Here is a 16959-nt window from a genome sequence, read left to right on the forward strand (position 1 = left end):
CCTATATCGATACATCGTGACTGTCCCTCACCCTCAGAACGGCGGCACCATGTCCCCTCACCGCACTCACGGCGGTACCGCCGCGAAGATCCTCGATCTGCTGCGGCGCGACGGTCCCTTGAGCCACTTCGACCTGGTCGCCCGCACCGGGCTCGCCCCCGGCACGATCTCCGAGGCGGTGCGCGCCCTGCTGGTGGACCACCTGCTCGCCCAGGGCGAGGCCGTTCCCAAGGCGGGGCCCGGCAGGTCCAGGCGCCTCCTGCGTGTCGCGGAGGACGCCTGGGGAGCGGTCGGCGTGCACGCCGGTGCGACCGCGACCGTGATCGCGCTCCTCGACTTCGCCGGGCGCCGCATCGCCTGGTCGGCGGTTCCGGGCATCTGCGGCTCCGACCCGGATGCGTCCCTGAGCCGCATCGCCGAGCACGTGGAATCGCTCCTGCACAGCGCCGACCTGCCGCGCGATCGGCTGCTCGGTGCGGCGTTCGTCGCTCCCGGCCCGCACGACCTGGAGCGCGGCGCGCTGCTCACCGCCGACTTCGGCCCTGCTTGGAGCGGGTATCCGGTGGCCGGCTCGCTCGCCGACGCGGTCGGCGCGCCGGTCCGCATCGAGCACGAGGCCGACGCGGCGGCCCTGGTGGAACTGCGGTCGAGCTGCCGTCCGGCCGACGGCTTCGCGGTGGTCTACATGGGAACGTCGATCGGATGCAGCGTGATCGCCGACGGCGAGGTCTACCGGGGCGGCGGAAACGCCGCCGCGATCGGGCATGTGCCGCTTCCCGGCGCGCGGACGCCGTGCACCTGCGGCAGGCGCGGGTGTGTTGAAGCCGAAGCCGGCCCGGCAGCGGTGGTGGCGCAGGCCGAGCAGAACCCCGCACTCGCCGAGCGCCTCGAGCTGAGCGGCTCCACCGCGGCGGTGCTCGCCGACTTCGACCGGATCGCCCGGGCCTGCCGCGCGGGCGACCGCGCCGCAGCAGCCGTCCTGGAGGCGTCGGCAAGGAACTTGGGCAGAGCAGTCGCCGTCGTCGCCGAACTGTTCGGGATCGACGCGATCGTCCTGGCCGGTCCGGCGTTCAAGGCCGCCGCCCCGATGTATCGCGAGCACGTCGCGGTCGCACTCAAGTCACGTGCGCGGCCCTCCCGGGCACCCGACGTGCGCCTCTCGCACCAGACCGACGCCGCCGCGATCGGCGGCGCGCTGCGGGTCTTGCACGCGACGCCGGTCCCGACCCGGCCCCGCGACGACTGACCTCCCGCTCGGACAGCGCCTTCGTCATCCGCGGCGGCACTCCGTCTCGGGAGAGCGCCGCCCGGCCCGCACAAGCCGGAACCGACTCGGAGCACCCCTGAACATGCCGCGGTTCGAACGGTCGGGCAGAGCACGCCCGCACGCTGCTCTTACTGAACCGGGTTTGCACGCTAGAGCTACCGGGCCACGGAGCACACCAGGGCGGACCTCTTGCAATATCGATACATTGATGATTCACTATCGATTCTACTGAAGCGTTTCAGTAGCACCCCGGGCTCACCGCCTCGAGCCCGGTCCGGCGACCGCCGCCACCTCAACACCGAAGGGTTCGATCATGTCCGTAGTCGACGCCGCGCACCGCGGCCGATCATCGAAGGGGCGAACGCGCCTCCTCATCGCCGCCGCTGCGGCAGCGATGGCGATGCTCGCCTCCCTGCTCGTCTTCCTCGCACCGGCCCAGGCCCAGCAGACCGGTTTTCACGTCCAGGGCCGGAATCTCGTGGACGCCAACGGCAACACCTTCGTCATGCGCGGCTCCACCCACCCCGAGGTCTGGTACGAGTCCCAGAACAACGCGATCCGCGACATGGCCGCCTTGGGCGCCAACACCGTCCGAGTCGTGCTCGGCTCCGGCCACCGGGGCTGGGGCACCTCCACGCAGGCCGAGGTCGCCGCTGTCATCGCCGAGTGCAAGCAGTACAAGGTCGTGTGCGTCCTGGAACTCCACGACACCACCGGCTACGGCGACCAGGCGGGCGCCGCCACGCTCGCCCAGGCGGTCCAGTACTGGAACGGCATCAAGGGCGCGCTCATCGGCCAAGAGAAGTACGTCCTGATCAACATCGGCAACGAGCCGCTCGGCAACAGCACCGCGAGCCAGTGGACCTCGGCGACCACCAGCGCGATTCAAGGGATGCGGAACAACGGCTTCACGCACACGCTCGTCGTCGACGCCCCGAACTGGGGCCAGGACTGGTCCAACACCATGCGCAGCAACGCCCCGCAGGTGTTCAACGCCGACCCGCAGCGCAATACGGTGTTCTCGGTCCACATGTACGAGGTCTACACCTCGGCCTCGACGGTGACCGCCTACTTCAACGCGTTCCAGCAGATGAACCTGCCGCTCATCGTCGGGGAATACGGCAACGTGCACGCCGGCCAGTCCGTGGCCTGGGCGACCATCCAGTCCGAGGCGCAGGCCCGCGGCATCGGCTGGATCGCCTGGTCCTGGTCCGGAGACGGCGTCGGACTCGACCAGGTGTCGAACTTCAACCCCTCGCAGATGACGACCTGGGGCCAGCAGGTGTTCAACAGCCAGTACGGCATCAGGAACACTTCGAAGCCCGCGTCGATCTACGGCACCACTCCGACCAGCGGCCGGATCGTCGGGACGGCCTCCAACCGCTGCGTCGATCTCCCGAGCTCCACCAGCGGCACCCAGGCCCAGCTCTGGGACTGCAGCACCTCTCGCACCGGCCAGGCCTGGACCAGGAGCAGCACCGGTGAACTGCGCGTCAACGGCAAATGCCTCGACGCCGAGGGCAGAGGCACCGCCAACGGCACCAGGGCGATCCTCTGGGACTGCAACGGCGCCGCCAATCAGCGCTGGAACGTCAACTCGAACGGCACCATCACGAACGTCCACAACGGCCTGTGCCTCGACGCCGCCAACGCCGCCACCGCCAACGGCACCCCGATCATCCTCTGGACCTGCAACGGCGGCGCCAACCAGCGCTGGACGCTCACGTAGCCCGACTCGGTCTCCACCGATTCCGTCGGCCTCGCTCAAGGAGGGCACTGCGTCGGCGCGATCCGGTCGCTCCGGAGACACCGCCACGAAGGCGCCCGGATGAGACGCCACCGAGCCCTGCGAACAGCTGTGATACCCGCCGCGGGAATGGCAAAAGGCCCTGTTTCCAGGGCCTTTTGTTCTGTGCGCGAGGGGGGACTTGAACCCCCACGTCCGTTAAAGGACACTAGCACCTCAAGTCTATTTTATGGCCTTCAGAGTCCGATTTCCTGATCATCCTCGCAGGTAGATCATACCGCGCGTTAGTCGTCAATAGTCATTGTCCGGCAACGTTGAGCATCGTTTTCCGCAGCGAATGGCTCGTAAATTGGCTCCGCAAAGCCGTCCATAATCGACTAACCTCTACGGCTGTGGGGTATGGGACACGCCCGGGTCATGTCACAGACCCATACGCCCCCGAGTTGGCCGAACAGCACTCCTCCCCCAGTTTCCTCCTCCAGACGACGTACGACCGGGACGGCAACAAGCTCAACGCCGCGGTGACTGCCGCGTGAACACCCGGCTCCTCCCCCGGCCACGACCGCCACCTGACCTCCCGAACACCCGTGGACTGCAGGTAGATCGCTCCCGGCCAGCACCGGTACCGGCCCTACTACTCCACTGGCAGAGAGAGCGGACTCAAAACCCGCACAGTCTGGGTTCGAATCCCAGGTAGGGCACCAAGTCGATCATGTTGCGATCAGGCGTCATCGTCGTCGATCGTGAATTGAACATTCGGAGGCGCGGTGAAGCTGCCTCGTCGTCTGAAGAGTCGGGGTAGCCGGAGCGTGGTCGCTTTCAGAGCGATCGGAGCGAGCCACACGAGGGCCGCCACCGCGAACGCGAGTCCAATAATGGCCCAAGGACCCCAAGAGCCCAGGCCTGCCGCCCACTGAATCGGCGCATAAAGGACACCAGCAATGCCTCCGGAAACCTCGCCCTGCGCGTCGTCCAGCAAGTCCCTGAGAACTGGAACAGCGACAAGTGCAGCGATGATTGCGCCGAGGAGGGCTATGCCGAGGCTGCGGCGTGCGTCAGTGGCGGCCTTCTTGGCCGCGTATGCCTGCGATCCGAGGCTCAAGCTCGTCTCAATCACGGCTCGCATGTCGTCACCGCCGAGATGTCGGATCAGACTGCGTGAAATGTCCCTGGCTGACCCGTACCGAATACTTCCCTGCCGCAGCTCTGCGAACAGCTGGATGATGTCCCGGTAGAGCACTGTCAAGTTTCGGTCGCCGGTACTCAATCGGGGTGCTCGTCGTTCGATATCTGCTAACCGCCAGTAGAGGAGCAGGCCGTACTCGATGACAAGGACGGTGTATAGCTCTCTCATGGGGTTAGGCGGTTTGCCTCGCCAAGTGACATGCACGGCAGAGGCAAGGTTCAGGTGGAGCGAGGAGTTACGCGTACTCGAGTAGTCCCGTCCTTCGTCAACGTTGTCAGAGAGCTCATCCTCGCGGGACCATCGGACAGCTATGGTACGCAGTTCACCTCGGTGGGCCTTCTTCCACTCCTGATGCGAGTTGCAGCATCGCCCAGCAGCGGTCATGACCGTCGCGTAGATGTTGAAACCCTGCGGCAGGCGATGGCCGATGGTCTTTCCGATGGCTTCAAGGTGGCGACCCAGCACGTCCTCAATCGTGTATGGCTGGTCGAAAGACATCTCTCTGAGCCGGGCACCTGCGTCCAGATCCTCCAACCAGGTGCCGAGCGGTGGTCGGCGTCGTGTGGTTCGGAGGCCGGCGAGGAGCGGTTCTGGGAAGGTGGACCTGGTGATGCACGGGGTCTTGGCGATCGACATTGTCGACAATTCACGGGCGGTGAGTGCCGCTTTGATCGGCAGAGCAATCGTCAGTTGAACAACACCGGATTCGTGGAGCAGTAGCCGTGGCTCGAAGGCAACGTCAAACGGCCGGTGGCCCTTGAACGGGGGCTTCACCTGGTGATAGGAGGATCGGAGGCATAGCCTGACGTATCGGTCCTCATCCTGGTCCCTTCCGCCAAAGAGATCAGCTGAGATCTCGCGCTCGACGAGGGAGACCTTCTGCGCGTCAATGCTGACGGCTCTGGCGGTGTCGAGCACCTCGTTGTCCACACGGTTGTGCTCAGGTCCAGACGGTTCTTCCTCATTAGATTCGGGCTCGCTTGTCCAGGTAATCTTCAGGGAACGGGCCGCGACCACCGGATGCTTGACCATGAATCCAGCCCATTGCGAAGTAGCTTCAGCGCGGGCAATATCGTCGTAAAGCCGTTGCACCCGTTCTGCACGCCGATCGAGCCGTGCAAGTACTGGGGTAAGTCTGATGCCGGTCTCGGAAGGCCAGGCCGCTGCTATCGCTATGTCGGACTGCAACAGTCGTCGTGACGCACGCTCGAGATTCAGCGGACGGCCGATGCTGGTTGTGAAGGTGAAGTGAACCGTGGCGCCTGGCAGAACTGCATCGTGTCCCGACGACCTCCCGAACAACCAATCAAGCATGCACCACACTAGCTCTTGGTCTCTGCCACCCCACGGCTGCAGACCTGAAGTACACACAGATCGCCGCTGCTTCCCAGGCAACCTGAGATCGCGACCTTGCTTGGGTTCTCAAGGCGCCCGTTCAGAACTGCTCGCTCCAATAGCTCGTGGGCGACCTCTCGCCGCCAATGCTCGTTCATCGTGGTTGAAGCAGATGCCACGCCGCTGGGGCATCATAATGAGGTGACTGCCATACCCTTCTTCTCGGCTGACCGGTTCCAGTACTGGGTGATCGATTTCGAGCGCCATGAGTTCGAAGTGGTCATGACCGACGGAACGCGCCACACCGAGGCGCTGCCGCCGACGACCTTGCGCGACAACCAGGTCGCACGGTCGGTATTCGACTGGAAGTCATGGTGGGTGTGGAGCACGACGGTGCGGGGCGACATCTTCCCCTCCGAGGCGTACAGCCGCGTCAGCACCGACAAGGGCCGACCGGCCATCTACCTCGACCAGAACCACTGGAGCACGCTCGCATGGGCCCGGGTCGATCCCAGCAAGGTCAAGGACCAGGACGAGCTCGCAGCGGCACAGCGGATCATCGCGCTCGCCCTTGATGCCGGCATCGTCTTGCCACTCTCCTCGGCGCACCTCACCGAGACCTCCCCGCTGTACGGCGATCGCCGCTACCACCTAGGGCTCGCGATGGCGCAGCTGTCGGGCGGATGGCAGCTCCGATCGCCGCTGACCGTCTGGGTCAACGAACTCGCCGCCATGCTCGCAGCGTACGAGCACGTCCCGGTGCCGCCGTCGACGCAACTGCCGGTTGTCACCCTCGAGCCCCAGGCGTGGTCCGCAAACGACGTACACGCGCACGAGATCGACAATGACCTGGAGTTGCTCCAGCTCGTCCTGACCGAGCCGTCGGTCATCTTGTCGACGCTGATCGACACGACCCCCCTAGAGAAGGGCGACGCGTCCGCGTGGGTGAAGCGCAACCGCGAGATCACCGAGCTTTTCGCCACCGAGTGCCTCACCGATGCCGAGCGCACTCGACGTGCAGAGGGGCTGTTCTGGTGCGAGAACATTCAGGAACTTGAGCGGGCCGCTGCACTGGTCGGCGTCGATGCGAGCCGGTTCGCTCAAGATGCCAGTGCACTGGTCCAGCAGCTCAGGGCGACGCCCTACCTCTCGATACTGTCGGCGCTGTTCCAACGCCGCCACCTCGACCGCAATGCCCGCTGGAAGGAAAGCGACTTCTTCGACATGATGTACCTGTCGTGCGGCACGGCCTACTGCGATTACGTTGCCGCCGAGACGTACACCGGGACGCAACTCCAGCAGATCCTCCGCCAGCAGGGCAAGCAGGGCAACACGTTCCTGTCCCTCACTGAGCTGGTCACGGCCCTCAATCGGGACGGAGTCAAGACGGCAAGCGAGAAAGCAGCGCTTGACGATCTCTGAGACTGAGCCATGCCACGGCAGCGGCTCCTGGGCCCGCCCCACTCGGTTCTTCGGCGCACGCACTCTTTCACCTCGTCCGTTCTTTGGACCAGGTACTGGTCGTAAGTCGCAGGTAAGCGAGCGGGGAGGTGACCCAGCGGTCGTAGGAACACTTCAGGCTTGTAGCTATGGTCGGAAGCGGTAGCCCATCCCTGGTTCGGTGAGCAGATGGACGGGCCTGGAGGGATCGACTTCGAGTTTGCGGCGCAGCTGGACCATGTACTGGCGCAGGTAGTGGGTCTCGGTGTCGTAGCCGGGACCCCAGACGCGGTGGAGTAGGTCGCGCTGGCTCACGAGCTTCCCGGGATGGCGCAGGAGCATCTCCATGATCTGCCATTCCCGGGGAGTGAGGCGGATCTGCGCGCCGTCGCGGGTGACCTCTTTCGCGACCAAGTCGATGTGCACGGGGCCCATTTCCGCGATCGCTATTTCCGTGCCCGGATTGGATCTGCGGGCGGCAGCGCGGGCCCTGGCGAGGAGTTCACCGATGTCGAAGGGCTTGGTGACGTAGTCGTCGGCGCCGGCGTCGAGGGCGGCGATCTTCTCGGCGCTGCCGGCCCGGCCTGAGAGCACCAAGATCGGTGCGGTCGACCAGCCGCGCATGCCTTCGATCACTTGGAGGCCGTCCATGTCAGGCAGACATGTCACAGACCCGTACGCCTCCGAACTGGCGATCCGTTGAAGTGGTATTCGCTGTTCTACCAGGAGCTTCCTGCAGCCACCGAAGACTGCGCCCACCAAATCCGCTGTGCCCCAATGGCCTCCGATCAGGACGCAACGATCTCACTGTGCGCCGGTCCACCAAGTTCCCGTTGATCGCGTCCAAACGGTCGCGGATCACCTCCTCATGCACGTACACCCATACGTCGACCTCGAGGAGAGTGGGTTCAGCAAGCACCCATTCGACGATCACGTCAGCGACCCGGTCGTACGCCATCCGGATGAGTGCCGCGAAGCCGCGCAAGCCCCTGCTCACGAGTAGGATTCATACGCTCATTGAACCTGATGGCGTGCTGGCGCACTATCAGACGTGAAGGCAGCGACGTTGCATCCGAGTGCCGGGGGTGTTCAGTCTCGAGAACCGGGAACCGACGCATAGACATGAGTGTCGTCGCCCGGCTCGGGTCGGGACCCCTCCCGCCGCTGCCGTGCGAGCATCGTGTCGAGGCGGGACGCTGATCGGTAGAGGAGAGGTCCACATGGCGGCAGACTTGGAAGGGCTCATCAACGACCTGGAGCGCCCGCAGTCCGGGTACAGCGAGGTGAGCCCGCGGGATCGCGCGATCGTCGCGCTGCAGGAGCACGGCTCAGAAGCCGCGCCCGTGCTGATCTCGAGGCTGGACGGGCTACTGACAGAATGGGCCGAGTACTTCGCTCGAGTCGACTCGGTGCTCAAGGTGTGGCGGCAGTGGTACGACGAGAGCGAGCAACTCTCGGACGTGCATGGCGTCGGCGCCGACGTCGAGCGGTATCGCCTTATCCCGACATCGTCGCTTCCCGACCGACCGGCGCGCCCCGTAGACAACAGCCTGCTGGTTGACGGCCTGATCACGGCCTTGCACCGCATCGGGGATGTGAGAGCGGGAGCCGTCCTCTGCAAGGCGTTGGCCGACCCGGTCGGCATCGATTCAGCAACATTGGCATTGCGTGACATCCGGGTCGAAGGCGCGAAGCGGCACCTGCTCGATGCGGCTGCCCGGGTCAAACTCGACGACAGGCAGTTTCGAGCACTCGTCGAGACCGTCCGCGACTATGGTGTCTCCGTGTCCCATGCCAGGACGCGCCTCGCTGCGGAGACGAACCCTGAGGGCCGGGTGCGCCTGTGGCGCTTGGTGAACGAGCTCGCGACCAGCAACGCTGACCGCCTCGCGCTCGCGGATATCCGAGATCCGCTGGTGTACATGGCGATGGACTCGCCGCCGGACCGGTGGGAGGCGATGCTCCAGTTGAGCGAGTCCGGTCTCCTCGGCGACGCTAGGGACCAGGAACCCTGGAACCGCGAGTATGAGGCGCCGCCGTCGCCGGGGATCGTGAGCGCGGCGATCGTGTTGGCCGGACGGGACGAACCTAAAGGGTTCGGGTACGAACTGCGGCGCCGGGTCCGGCAGGTGGTCCAGAGCGACAACAGCGAGTCGGCCGCGCCGGGCGTCCTCGCGGCGTTGCACGAGCAAATACCCGGGGCATCAGCCGCGGAACTCGTCTTCACGTTGGAACTAGCGAAGTTTCTCGCGGCCAGGAACGACTTGATGGATGATCCCATGGACCTGGTCAGGCCGCTCTATCGGCTGAGTCTCCGCTCCGAACCGCAGATCAAGGACCGCGCACTTGGCGCCCTGTACCACGGCTGGATGCTTTTCGAGCAGATGGCGCAGCGAGACCAGGCCCGCAGCGAGGAGGCGACCATGATCTTCGAGGAGACGGCCCGGCCCGAAGACCGGGATCGCTACCAGGACTTCCTGTCCGTCAACCGTCCCTGGTGGAAGAAGCTCCTTCGTCTCACAGGCGCGGCGCCTCGTCATCGGTGAGCGCGTCGACCGGGACCCGCCAGGCGACGCTATTGAGATTGTTTCGTCCTGATCGGAGGCCGTTGGGGCGCAGCGGATTTGGTGGGCGCAGTCTTCGGTGGCTGCAGGAAGCTCCTGGTAGAACAGCGAATACCACTTCAACGGATCGAACCCAGGAGCTTCCCCTTGCTGTTCTACCCTGCCGCCCTCCCGCTGTCCACCTCGACCTCCAGCAAGTCGCCGTCCTCAACCGCGGCCACCGCCGAGCCATCGGCTCCAGATGGCGGGCCCTCGACCCAGTTGCCCAGGCCATGCTCACCCTGGCCTGCCTGTGCGAAGGCGAGCGACTCCGCGACCTCGCCGCTGGCTTCGGGATCTCGCCGGCCACCGCCTGGCGGCGCGCCCGCGAGACCATCGCCCTCCTCGCCGCCGACGATCCACGACACCAAAGCCGCCCGGATATGGCAGACCCCCGACTCCTCACCGAGCAAGGCCTGTTCGCTTTGGGCGACAAGGGCTACGACGGGCTCGACCACGACCTGGTGGCCACCCCGTTCAACGGAAGGAACGAGCCCGCATGGCAGAAGGAGTACAACCGGCTCCACGCCCGCCTGCGAAGCCCCGGCGAACGCGTGTTCGCCCAACTCAAAATCTGGCCAATCCTCGACCAGGTCCGATGCTCCCCCCACCAGGTCACCCAACTCGCCAAAGCCGTCCAAGTCCTCAACGACTACGAACACCAATCGCGGTGAAACAGGCTCAATGGGCGGTAGGCCAGGGACTCTGGGGCCCGTGGGTCGTTATCGGACTCGCCCTCGCGATGGGGGTCCTCGTGTGGTTCGCTCCGATCGCTCTGAAAGCCACCAGGCTCCGGCCACTCCGGTTCCTCAGACGTTGAGGCAGCTTCACCGCGCCTCCGAACGTTCAGTTCACGATCGACGATGACGACTCCTGATTGCGGCGTGGAACATGTCATGATCGTCTTGGTGCCCTACCTGTGATTCGAATCCAGACTGTGCGGGTTTTGAGTCCGCTCTCTGTGCCAATTGGAGTAGTAGGGCCGGTGGGCTGAGGAGAATCACCTGCCGATCTAGGCTCGAGGGAAGATCTCCGACGTGGTAGTCGCGAAGTAAGACGCCGCCCACGCCTCGAGGGCTAGTTTGCAAGGGTGCCCGCATCTCCTCAATCCTTCGGATCGTACGGTTCGAAACGGTCCCGACAGTCGCGGATTCGAATTCCGGTTGTTCCGTTTACGAACCGCAAACGACACGCTCGTCCTCTACTCCTGCAGCGCTAATTGATCCAGTCTCGAGGGATGAGCGCCTGCTCACCTCCCCGCCAGCGCTCGATGACCGAGTCTTGGAAGAGTTCGTCGTCGAGATCGGCGTGTTCCATGACGATCACCTGGAAGTCTCCTTCCAGGCTGTTCACTGTTTCGGCGACGGCTTGGTAGATGCGTAGGAGTGAGGTGCAGTCCTCGTCGACGAGGTCTCCTTGCATTCTGGTGTAGTCGCTGGGGAAGTACGCTTGGGAGGGTTGGTCGAGGATGAGGACTCGGGGCAGCGGGCGTCTTTGTTCGGCAAACCATTCGTGCAGGCTGAGCATGACCGCTACGTGGTAGCCGAGCCAGTTTTCACCACTGCCCATTTCGTTCAGGGGCACCGGTCCGTTCGGGGTTTCGGCGCAGACGTTGAGCCGCCGCAGGTCCAGGCTGATCAGATGCTCCGAATGCTCCAGATGGAGATTCCGTGCCTTGGCCATGATCTTCGCGTTGATGAGAGCGAGGTTGCTCGCGACTCGCTCGCTCTGGAGGTCGGGGCCGAGGGCTGCTTCAAGGTCTGCGATCTCGCCTCGTATCGCCGGTCTGGAATCCCTGGCGGGCAGGGGCATTTCGGCACGTTCGGCGTTCTCGAGAAAGAGGCTGATACGCCCCTTGACGAGTGCGGCTTGCAGTGCCTGATCGTGGACCCGCTCGGCGAGGCGCGCCCCCGCATCGAGTGCGGCTCGATCTTCTCGATTGCGTGCCAGTTCACTTCCGATTCCCTGGAGTCGTTCCTCTTCCGCCGCTATCATGCGCTGGAGTATTGGCGTGTCGTCGTTGACGAGGACCACGTCGGCGTCAAGGTGTTCCAACTCCTCGCGTACGTGCTCTGCGGTCGACGAGGCCTCAGTGATGGCGTTGTCGCACAAGAGGCAACGGTTGGCGGTGTTGTCGGCGATTTTCTCGAGCAGTCCGAGTGAGATGAGGCGGGCACGGTGCTCGCTTGCTTCGCGGCGGTACTCGTCCTCTCCACGGAGCTGGTTGCGAAGGTCTTGCAGACGGGCTTTTGCTTGGGCGTGGCGGGATCGCAGGTCACCCCGTTCACGGGCGAGTGCTTCGGCATGGTCGGCGTCTACGGGGACGACTAGATTCCTGTCCAGCGCCGTACGCAGTGTTCCAATTGCTGTCTCAAGGTCGACGTCCAGATCGGTCTCGCCCGAGAGGAGGCCTGCTCGCTGGGCTTCGGTGATCAAGGCGCGGGCCTGGCCGGGGGCGGGCGATGTTTGTACGGCTTGTGCTGCGAGTCGGTCTGCTGCCCGCAGTTTGGCGCGCACTTGGCGGAGGCGGGTCTGCAGCGACGCTTGCTCGGGTTCGACGGCGCCGAGGAAGTATGGGAGGGTGTCGCGGATCGCCTGTGGCCGCCATTCTTGTCCTTGCGAATGGAAGAGGTTCTCAGAACTTGTTTCAAGTTCGGAGATTGAACGGGACTTCAACGACCGTCTGGTCCAACTGGGGTACCAGATGCAGTGTCTCGCTGGCTCGTAGTCGGAGAGCAGCTTGCGGGCCGGGCCACGCCTACATGCACGCGCTTGATCTGGACCGCTAAGAAGGCCGGGAACCATACCGACCCATCTCCAGTCGACCTCGCAGTACTGGGTTCGAACGCGTTCTTACCCGTCTCTTCGGCTTGATTCGGGGATCCGGGTGAGCTTGTCGGGGTTGGTGACCGAGTAGACGCCTTGCACGTGGTGCGTGGTTGGGGTGATGTCGAGGACCAGGACGGCGAAGGGTGCGTCGGCGGCGAAGAGCAGTGCGGACGGGTCGCCGTTGACTGAGCGGTACTGGACCTCGAAGCCGTCCGCGGCGTTCGCTCCGACCGATACCAGCAAATCTGCGACAGCATCGCGGCCGTGGACCGGTTGCAGGCTCGTGGCCGGGCCCTTGCCGCCGCCGTCGGTCCAGAGGGTCACCTCGGGCGCGAGCAGGTCCAGGAGCGCTTCGAGGTCGCCGCCGAGGGCGGCGGTGACGAATCGCTCGGTCACCTCCTGCTGGAGCCGGGCATCGACCCGGTAGCGGGACCGCCGGGCGTGGACGTGTTCACGGGCGCGGTGCGCGAGCTGGCGCACCGCTTCGGGGGTGCGGTCGAGCATGTCGGCGATCTCGGTGTGCGGGTAGCCGAATGCCTCGTGCAGTACGAACACGGCGCGCTCGGCGGGGCTGAGGGTCTCCAGCACGACCAGGAGTGCCACCGAGGCGGCGTCCGCCCGGGCCAGCGGGTCCGACTCACCGGTGACCACCGGTTCGGGCAGCCACTGGCCGACGTACGTCTCACGGCGGCGCTTGCTCACGGCCTGCTGTGCGAGCGCCTTGTTCACCGCGATCCGCACCAGGTAGGCGCGCGGCTGCTCGAGCCGGTCCCGGTCGACGCCGGCCCAGGACAGCCAGGTCTCCTGGAGCACGTCCTCGGTGTCGGCGACGCTGCCGAGCATGTTGTAGACGACGGCGAACAGCAGCTCGCGGTGCTGGACGAAGCCTGCCGCGGCCGCGTCTTGGGCGGCGGTGTCGTGGTCGGTCATGGCGTCCCTCTCCGGTCGGTTCACCAATGGAGATCTTCCCCGGTCCGCGGAACGTGACATCGCCGCGCCAAATGTGTCCATCGCCTCAAGGAGTCACGTTCGCGGCCGCGCCGCGCCTCTTGTCAGTGCGAGTCGGGAAGTCCCCGGCTCAGAGAAAGCAGAGGAGATGCGATGCGCACCTTGATCCGCGACGTCAACGTGTTCGACGGCGAGCGCGCACAATCCGCGAAAGACGTGCTCATCGACGGCGGCGTGATCGCCGAACCCGACGGGCGGGCCGTCGACGCGGTGGTCGAGGGCGCCGGGAAGACGCTGCTGCCGGGCCTGATCGACGCGCACACCCACGCGTTCGACGGCAATCTCGCCCAGGCGCTCGAATGGGGTGTAACCACCGAACTGGACATGTTCAGCCTGCCGCCGAACCTTGCCCGGCAGCGCGCTCTGGCCGCCGAGCGCGACGATGTGGCCGACATTCGCAGCTCAGGCACCCTCGCGACCGCGCCCGGCGGGCACCCGAGCCAGCTCATGGCCGCGCTCGGCGATGCGGCGGCGTTCGGTGATGCGGCGGCGTTCGGTGATGCGGTTGGACCGTTCCCGACGGTCGCCGGGGCGGGCGACGCCGAAGCGTTCGTCGCGCAGCGGCTGGCCGACGGCGTCGACTTTCTGAAGATCGTCATCGACGACGGCGCGGTGCACGGCACCAAACTGCCGGCGCTGGGGGTCGAAGCCGTCGCCGCGCTGACCGATGCCGCGCACGCGGCTGGGCTGCAGGTGATCGCGCACGCGATCACGGCCGCCGAGGTCGCGATCGCGCTCGACGCCGGGGTGGACGGGCTCGCGCACGTCTGGACCGATGCCGGTTCCGACACCGCCGCGCTGGCCAGGCGCGTCGCGGCGCAGGGCATGTTCGTGGCATCCACACTGGTGTACTTCGAGGTGATCAGCCGGCAGGGGTCGGCCGCGGCCGACCATGCGGTCCACGGGATCGGGGACGGAGCCGCGCAAGTGGCTCGGGCACTGCACGAGGCGGGAGTGCCACTGCTGGCGGGAACGGACGCCACTCCGTTCGCGCCGGTCCACGGCGAGAGCCTGCATCGCGAGCTCGAACTGCTCACACTGGCCGGTCTGACCGATGAGGAGGCCCTGGCTGCCGCGACGAGCGTTCCCGCCCGTCACTTCGGGCTGGCCGACCGCGGCCGGATCGCGGCGGGCCTTCGCGCGGACCTGCTCCTGGTCGACGGCGATCCCATGCACGACATCACGGCAACACGCGCGATCGCCGCGGTCTGGCGCGGCGGCATCCGCCTGGACCGCTGAATTCATCCTGATTGAAAGGACTCCCCCATGTCACTGTTCAACACCGACGGCAGCCGTGCGCTGCATACCAAAGCAGGCGACGCCGAAACGCTCGCCGTCGGCGCCACCGAGATTCGGTTGCTGGCCGACGCCGACGACACCGGTGGTGTCGTCAACGCGAACCGGACCCTCATCGCACCCGGCGGCACGGGCGCGCCGCCGCACTTTCACACCAGTTCGGCAGAGCTCTTTTTCGTGCTCGGCGGGTCGCTGCGCACCCTGGCGGGCGAGCAGGTGCTCACCCTTGACGAAGGGGACTTCCTCATGGTGCCACGCGGCATGCCGCACGCATTCGAAGCCGTGGACGGGGTCGCTGCCGACGTCCTCATCCTGTTCACCCCTGCCATCCCCCAGCGGTTCGAATACTTCCGCCTAGGTGAGCGGGTGGTCAAGGGGCAGGCGAGTCCACAGGAGATCCTCGCTTCGCAGGACCGGTTCGACAACCATTTCATCGACAGCCCGCACTGGCTGAATACGGCCGGCCGTGGTCGGTCGTGACGGATGCGCCGGAGGAGTTGACCGCCGATCTCGTCGGCCACAAACCCGCCACCGCCGACGCCTCTGACCTCCAATCGGCAGGTCAGCCCGTCAGCGCCATCCTGATCCAACTCCCGGTACCTGTGCGGCACGACCGAGGTCGACCGTGGACCCCGGAGACCGGGCAGGCCAGCCGGTCGATAAACCGGAGGTCGAAGACTGTCCGCTGAACCGAGCGCGGTCAAGCCATGGGAAATCGACGACGCGCTGTGGGACCGGATTGAGGCCCTGCTACCACGACACCGGCCGTGCAAGGTGGACCGGTCCCACTCGATGACCGCAAATGTCTCCAAGGCGTCCTATTCGTGCTGTATACCGGCATCGCGTGGCGGCACCTGCCGCCCGAGCTCGGCTTCGGATCTGGCGTGACCTGCTGGCGCAGGTTCCGGCGTTGGACCGAAGCCGGAGTCTGGAACCAACTGCACCGGATCATGCTCGCCGAACTACACCGGGCCGGACGGATCGACTGGTCCACCGCATGTCTGGACGCCTCCCATCTCAAGGCGAAGAAGGGCGGCGATCACACCGGGCCCTCCCCGGTCGACCGCGGAAAGACCGGCACAAAGCATCACATCGCCTGTGACAGTTCCGGAATCCCACTGGCGGTGATCATCACCGGCGGGAACGTGCCCGACATCAGCACGGCAGTTGACCTGGTCGAGTCCATCCCCCCAGTAGCGGGAAGGGTAGGCCATCCACGCCGCAGGCCCGAGACCATCCTGACCGACGGCGGCTATGACTCCCGATCGTTTCGAGACTGGTTGCGTTCCAAACAGATCGAGCCTGTCATTCCGCAGCGGGGCCGCAAGCGCATCATCGGGCTCGGCCGCATTCGTTGGGTGGTCGAGCAAACCATCGCCCACTTCCATCAGTTCAGAAGACTCGCGACCCGCTGGGAACGACTCGCCCACCTGCATCACGGCTTCACCAAACTTGCCGCCGCCCTCATCTGCTGGAGACGCCTAATCCACACGACTTGAAACGAGCTCTTAGGGTTCGAGGTCGTATCGGGAGTCATGATCCGTCTGGTCTTCGTCGACCGCTTCGCGCATCGCTTCGATCTTGGCTTCGAGGGCCTTGCGCTCGGCGCCGTCAAGCGCCCCGGCCCTGGCGGTGGACTGGTCGATGATGTCCGGGTACTTCGGTGCGAGAAACCAGAGCAGGTCAAGCAGCGCAGGGCTTGCCAACGGGGTTGTTTGCTGGAGGTCGCGGAGGTAGAGATCCTTGTGTTCGTACAGCTCACGGAACACCGCTTGCCACATGGTCACCCGTTCGCCGGTCTCGGGATCGGTCATCTCGAGTTCAGTCCGCGATGAAGTGAGCACCTCGAGTAGTTCATAAAGCAGGTCGGGCTTGACCGCCAAGTCCATCGCAAGGAGGCGGTTGACGGTGCGGACCGTCGGCAGGGTTAGCTCGCTCATGGTGCCCTGCAGGCAGATGTGATTGACGAGTCCAGAGCAGTAGTACCGCTCTTCCTGAGGGAGCCGCCGGTCCAACGCGATCCGCAGCAAGGGCTCGCTCAGATCGACGGCGGCGCCAAGTGGGTCAGGGAATTTCTTCCAGGGCACCGAGTCGACGACGCTGCGAATCCTCGCGATTCGCGTCTGCTGGTCCATAGGCTGTCATGCTAGTGCCGCGAGACGACGCCTTCGATAGTGGCTTTCTCTGGCCTGGTGCTGTTTTCGTCGCCTCCACCGTGACCAGGCAAGCATTCGCTCGTTATCCGGTT

Annotated in this window: 10 protein-coding genes, 2 tRNA genes and 3 pseudogenes; 9 read left to right on the forward strand and 6 right to left on the reverse strand. The window is 65.4% G+C overall.

Annotated elements, in window-relative coordinates; translation table 11 throughout:
- Positions 1–49: 49 nt before the first annotated feature.
- The 3 genes from GFD30_RS20435 (at position 50) to GFD30_RS20445 (ending at position 3718) form a co-directional block, all read left to right on the forward strand.
- Positions 50–1246: an ROK family transcriptional regulator gene (locus GFD30_RS20435; RefSeq protein ID WP_153027035.1), complete on the forward strand. Its 1197-nt coding sequence runs from the start codon at positions 50–52 to the stop codon at positions 1244–1246.
- A gap of 334 nt (positions 1247–1580) precedes the next feature.
- Positions 1581–2996 (forward strand): cellulase family glycosylhydrolase, encoded by a 1416-nt coding sequence (locus GFD30_RS20440; protein WP_194202038.1) that lies wholly within the window; start codon positions 1581–1583, stop codon positions 2994–2996.
- 646 nt (positions 2997–3642) lie between these two features.
- Positions 3643–3718: transfer RNA gene (locus tag GFD30_RS20445), tRNA-Leu, on the forward strand.
- Between the two features lie 17 nt (positions 3719–3735).
- Here the strand turns inward: GFD30_RS20445 and GFD30_RS20450 are convergent.
- Complete coding sequence (locus GFD30_RS20450; RefSeq protein ID WP_153027036.1) at positions 3736–5232, reverse strand: hypothetical protein; 1497 nt, start codon at positions 5230–5232, stop codon at positions 3736–3738.
- Positions 5233–5694: 462 nt separating this feature from the next.
- Here GFD30_RS20450 and GFD30_RS20455 point away from each other — a divergent pair, with 462 nt between their 5' ends.
- Entirely contained in the window at positions 5695–6957 is a 1263-nt protein-coding gene (locus GFD30_RS20455; protein ID WP_153027037.1) for a hypothetical protein, read from the forward strand.
- A gap of 165 nt (positions 6958–7122) precedes the next feature.
- Here GFD30_RS20455 and GFD30_RS20460 read toward each other — a convergent pair.
- Positions 7123–7635, reverse strand: a pseudogene (locus GFD30_RS20460) (winged helix-turn-helix domain-containing protein); the annotation flags it as partial.
- Between the two features lie 560 nt (positions 7636–8195).
- On the opposite strand from GFD30_RS20460, the gene GFD30_RS20465 reads away from it, so the two are divergent.
- On the forward strand, positions 8196–9521 hold the full coding sequence (locus tag GFD30_RS20465; RefSeq protein ID WP_153027039.1) for a hypothetical protein: 1326 nt from the start codon (positions 8196–8198) through the stop codon (positions 9519–9521).
- A 188-nt stretch (positions 9522–9709) separates the two neighbouring features.
- Positions 9710–10252: pseudogene (locus tag GFD30_RS20470) on the forward strand (transposase family protein); the annotation flags it as partial.
- 232 nt (positions 10253–10484) lie between these two features.
- On the opposite strand, the gene GFD30_RS20475 reads toward GFD30_RS20470, so the two are convergent.
- The 3 genes from GFD30_RS20475 to sigJ all read right to left on the reverse strand — a co-directional run bounded on the left by GFD30_RS20475 (position 10485) and on the right by sigJ (position 13337).
- A tRNA-Leu gene (locus tag GFD30_RS20475) sits at positions 10485–10561 on the reverse strand.
- A gap of 232 nt (positions 10562–10793) precedes the next feature.
- Complete coding sequence (locus GFD30_RS20480; protein ID WP_194202039.1) at positions 10794–12254, reverse strand: DUF3732 domain-containing protein; 1461 nt, start codon at positions 12252–12254, stop codon at positions 10794–10796.
- A gap of 177 nt (positions 12255–12431) precedes the next feature.
- The gene (gene sigJ / locus GFD30_RS20485) at positions 12432–13337 is read right to left on the reverse strand and encodes an RNA polymerase sigma factor SigJ (RefSeq protein ID WP_153027041.1); all 906 of its coding nucleotides are present in this window, start codon (positions 13335–13337) and stop codon (positions 12432–12434) included.
- Positions 13338–13508: 171 nt separating this feature from the next.
- Here sigJ and GFD30_RS20490 point away from each other — a divergent pair, with 171 nt between their 5' ends.
- The 3 genes and pseudogenes from GFD30_RS20490 to GFD30_RS20500 all read left to right on the forward strand — a co-directional run bounded on the left by GFD30_RS20490 (position 13509) and on the right by GFD30_RS20500 (position 16210).
- Positions 13509–14654 (forward strand): amidohydrolase family protein, encoded by a 1146-nt coding sequence (locus tag GFD30_RS20490; protein ID WP_153027042.1) that lies wholly within the window; start codon positions 13509–13511, stop codon positions 14652–14654.
- Between the two features lie 27 nt (positions 14655–14681).
- Positions 14682–15191: a cupin domain-containing protein gene (locus GFD30_RS20495; protein ID WP_153027043.1), complete on the forward strand. Its 510-nt coding sequence runs from the start codon at positions 14682–14684 to the stop codon at positions 15189–15191.
- A 234-nt stretch (positions 15192–15425) separates the two neighbouring features.
- Positions 15426–16210, forward strand: a pseudogene (locus GFD30_RS20500) (IS5 family transposase).
- Between the two features lie 9 nt (positions 16211–16219).
- On the opposite strand, the gene GFD30_RS20505 reads toward GFD30_RS20500, so the two are convergent.
- Positions 16220–16846 carry a hypothetical protein gene (locus GFD30_RS20505; protein WP_153027044.1) on the reverse strand — a complete coding sequence of 209 codons (627 nt, stop codon included), beginning with the start codon at positions 16844–16846 and terminating at the stop codon, positions 16220–16222.
- Positions 16847–16959 lie beyond the last annotated feature (113 nt).

Source organism: Glycomyces albidus (assembly GCF_009451885.1).
Taxonomy (GTDB): Bacteria; Actinomycetota; Actinomycetes; order Mycobacteriales; family Micromonosporaceae; genus Glycomyces; species Glycomyces albidus.

Bases quoted from the DNA above. Each gene is read 5' to 3' on its own strand.
- GFD30_RS20435 (WP_153027035.1), top strand. From the start codon at position 50: ATGTCCCCTCACCGCACTCACGGCGGTACCGCCGCGAAGATCCTCGAT.
- GFD30_RS20440 (WP_194202038.1), top strand. From the start codon at position 1,581: ATGTCCGTAGTCGACGCCGCGCACCGCGGCCGATCATCGAAGGGGCGA.
- GFD30_RS20450 (WP_153027036.1), bottom strand. From the start codon at position 5,232: ATGGTCAAGCATCCGGTGGTCGCGGCCCGTTCCCTGAAGATTACCTGG.
- GFD30_RS20465 (WP_153027039.1), top strand. From the start codon at position 8,196: ATGGCGGCAGACTTGGAAGGGCTCATCAACGACCTGGAGCGCCCGCAG.
- sigJ (WP_153027041.1), bottom strand. From the start codon at position 13,337: ATGACCGACCACGACACCGCCGCCCAAGACGCGGCCGCGGCAGGCTTC.
- GFD30_RS20490 (WP_153027042.1), top strand. From the start codon at position 13,509: ATGCGCACCTTGATCCGCGACGTCAACGTGTTCGACGGCGAGCGCGCA.
- GFD30_RS20495 (WP_153027043.1), top strand. From the start codon at position 14,682: ATGTCACTGTTCAACACCGACGGCAGCCGTGCGCTGCATACCAAAGCA.
- GFD30_RS20505 (WP_153027044.1), bottom strand. From the start codon at position 16,846: ATGGACCAGCAGACGCGAATCGCGAGGATTCGCAGCGTCGTCGACTCG.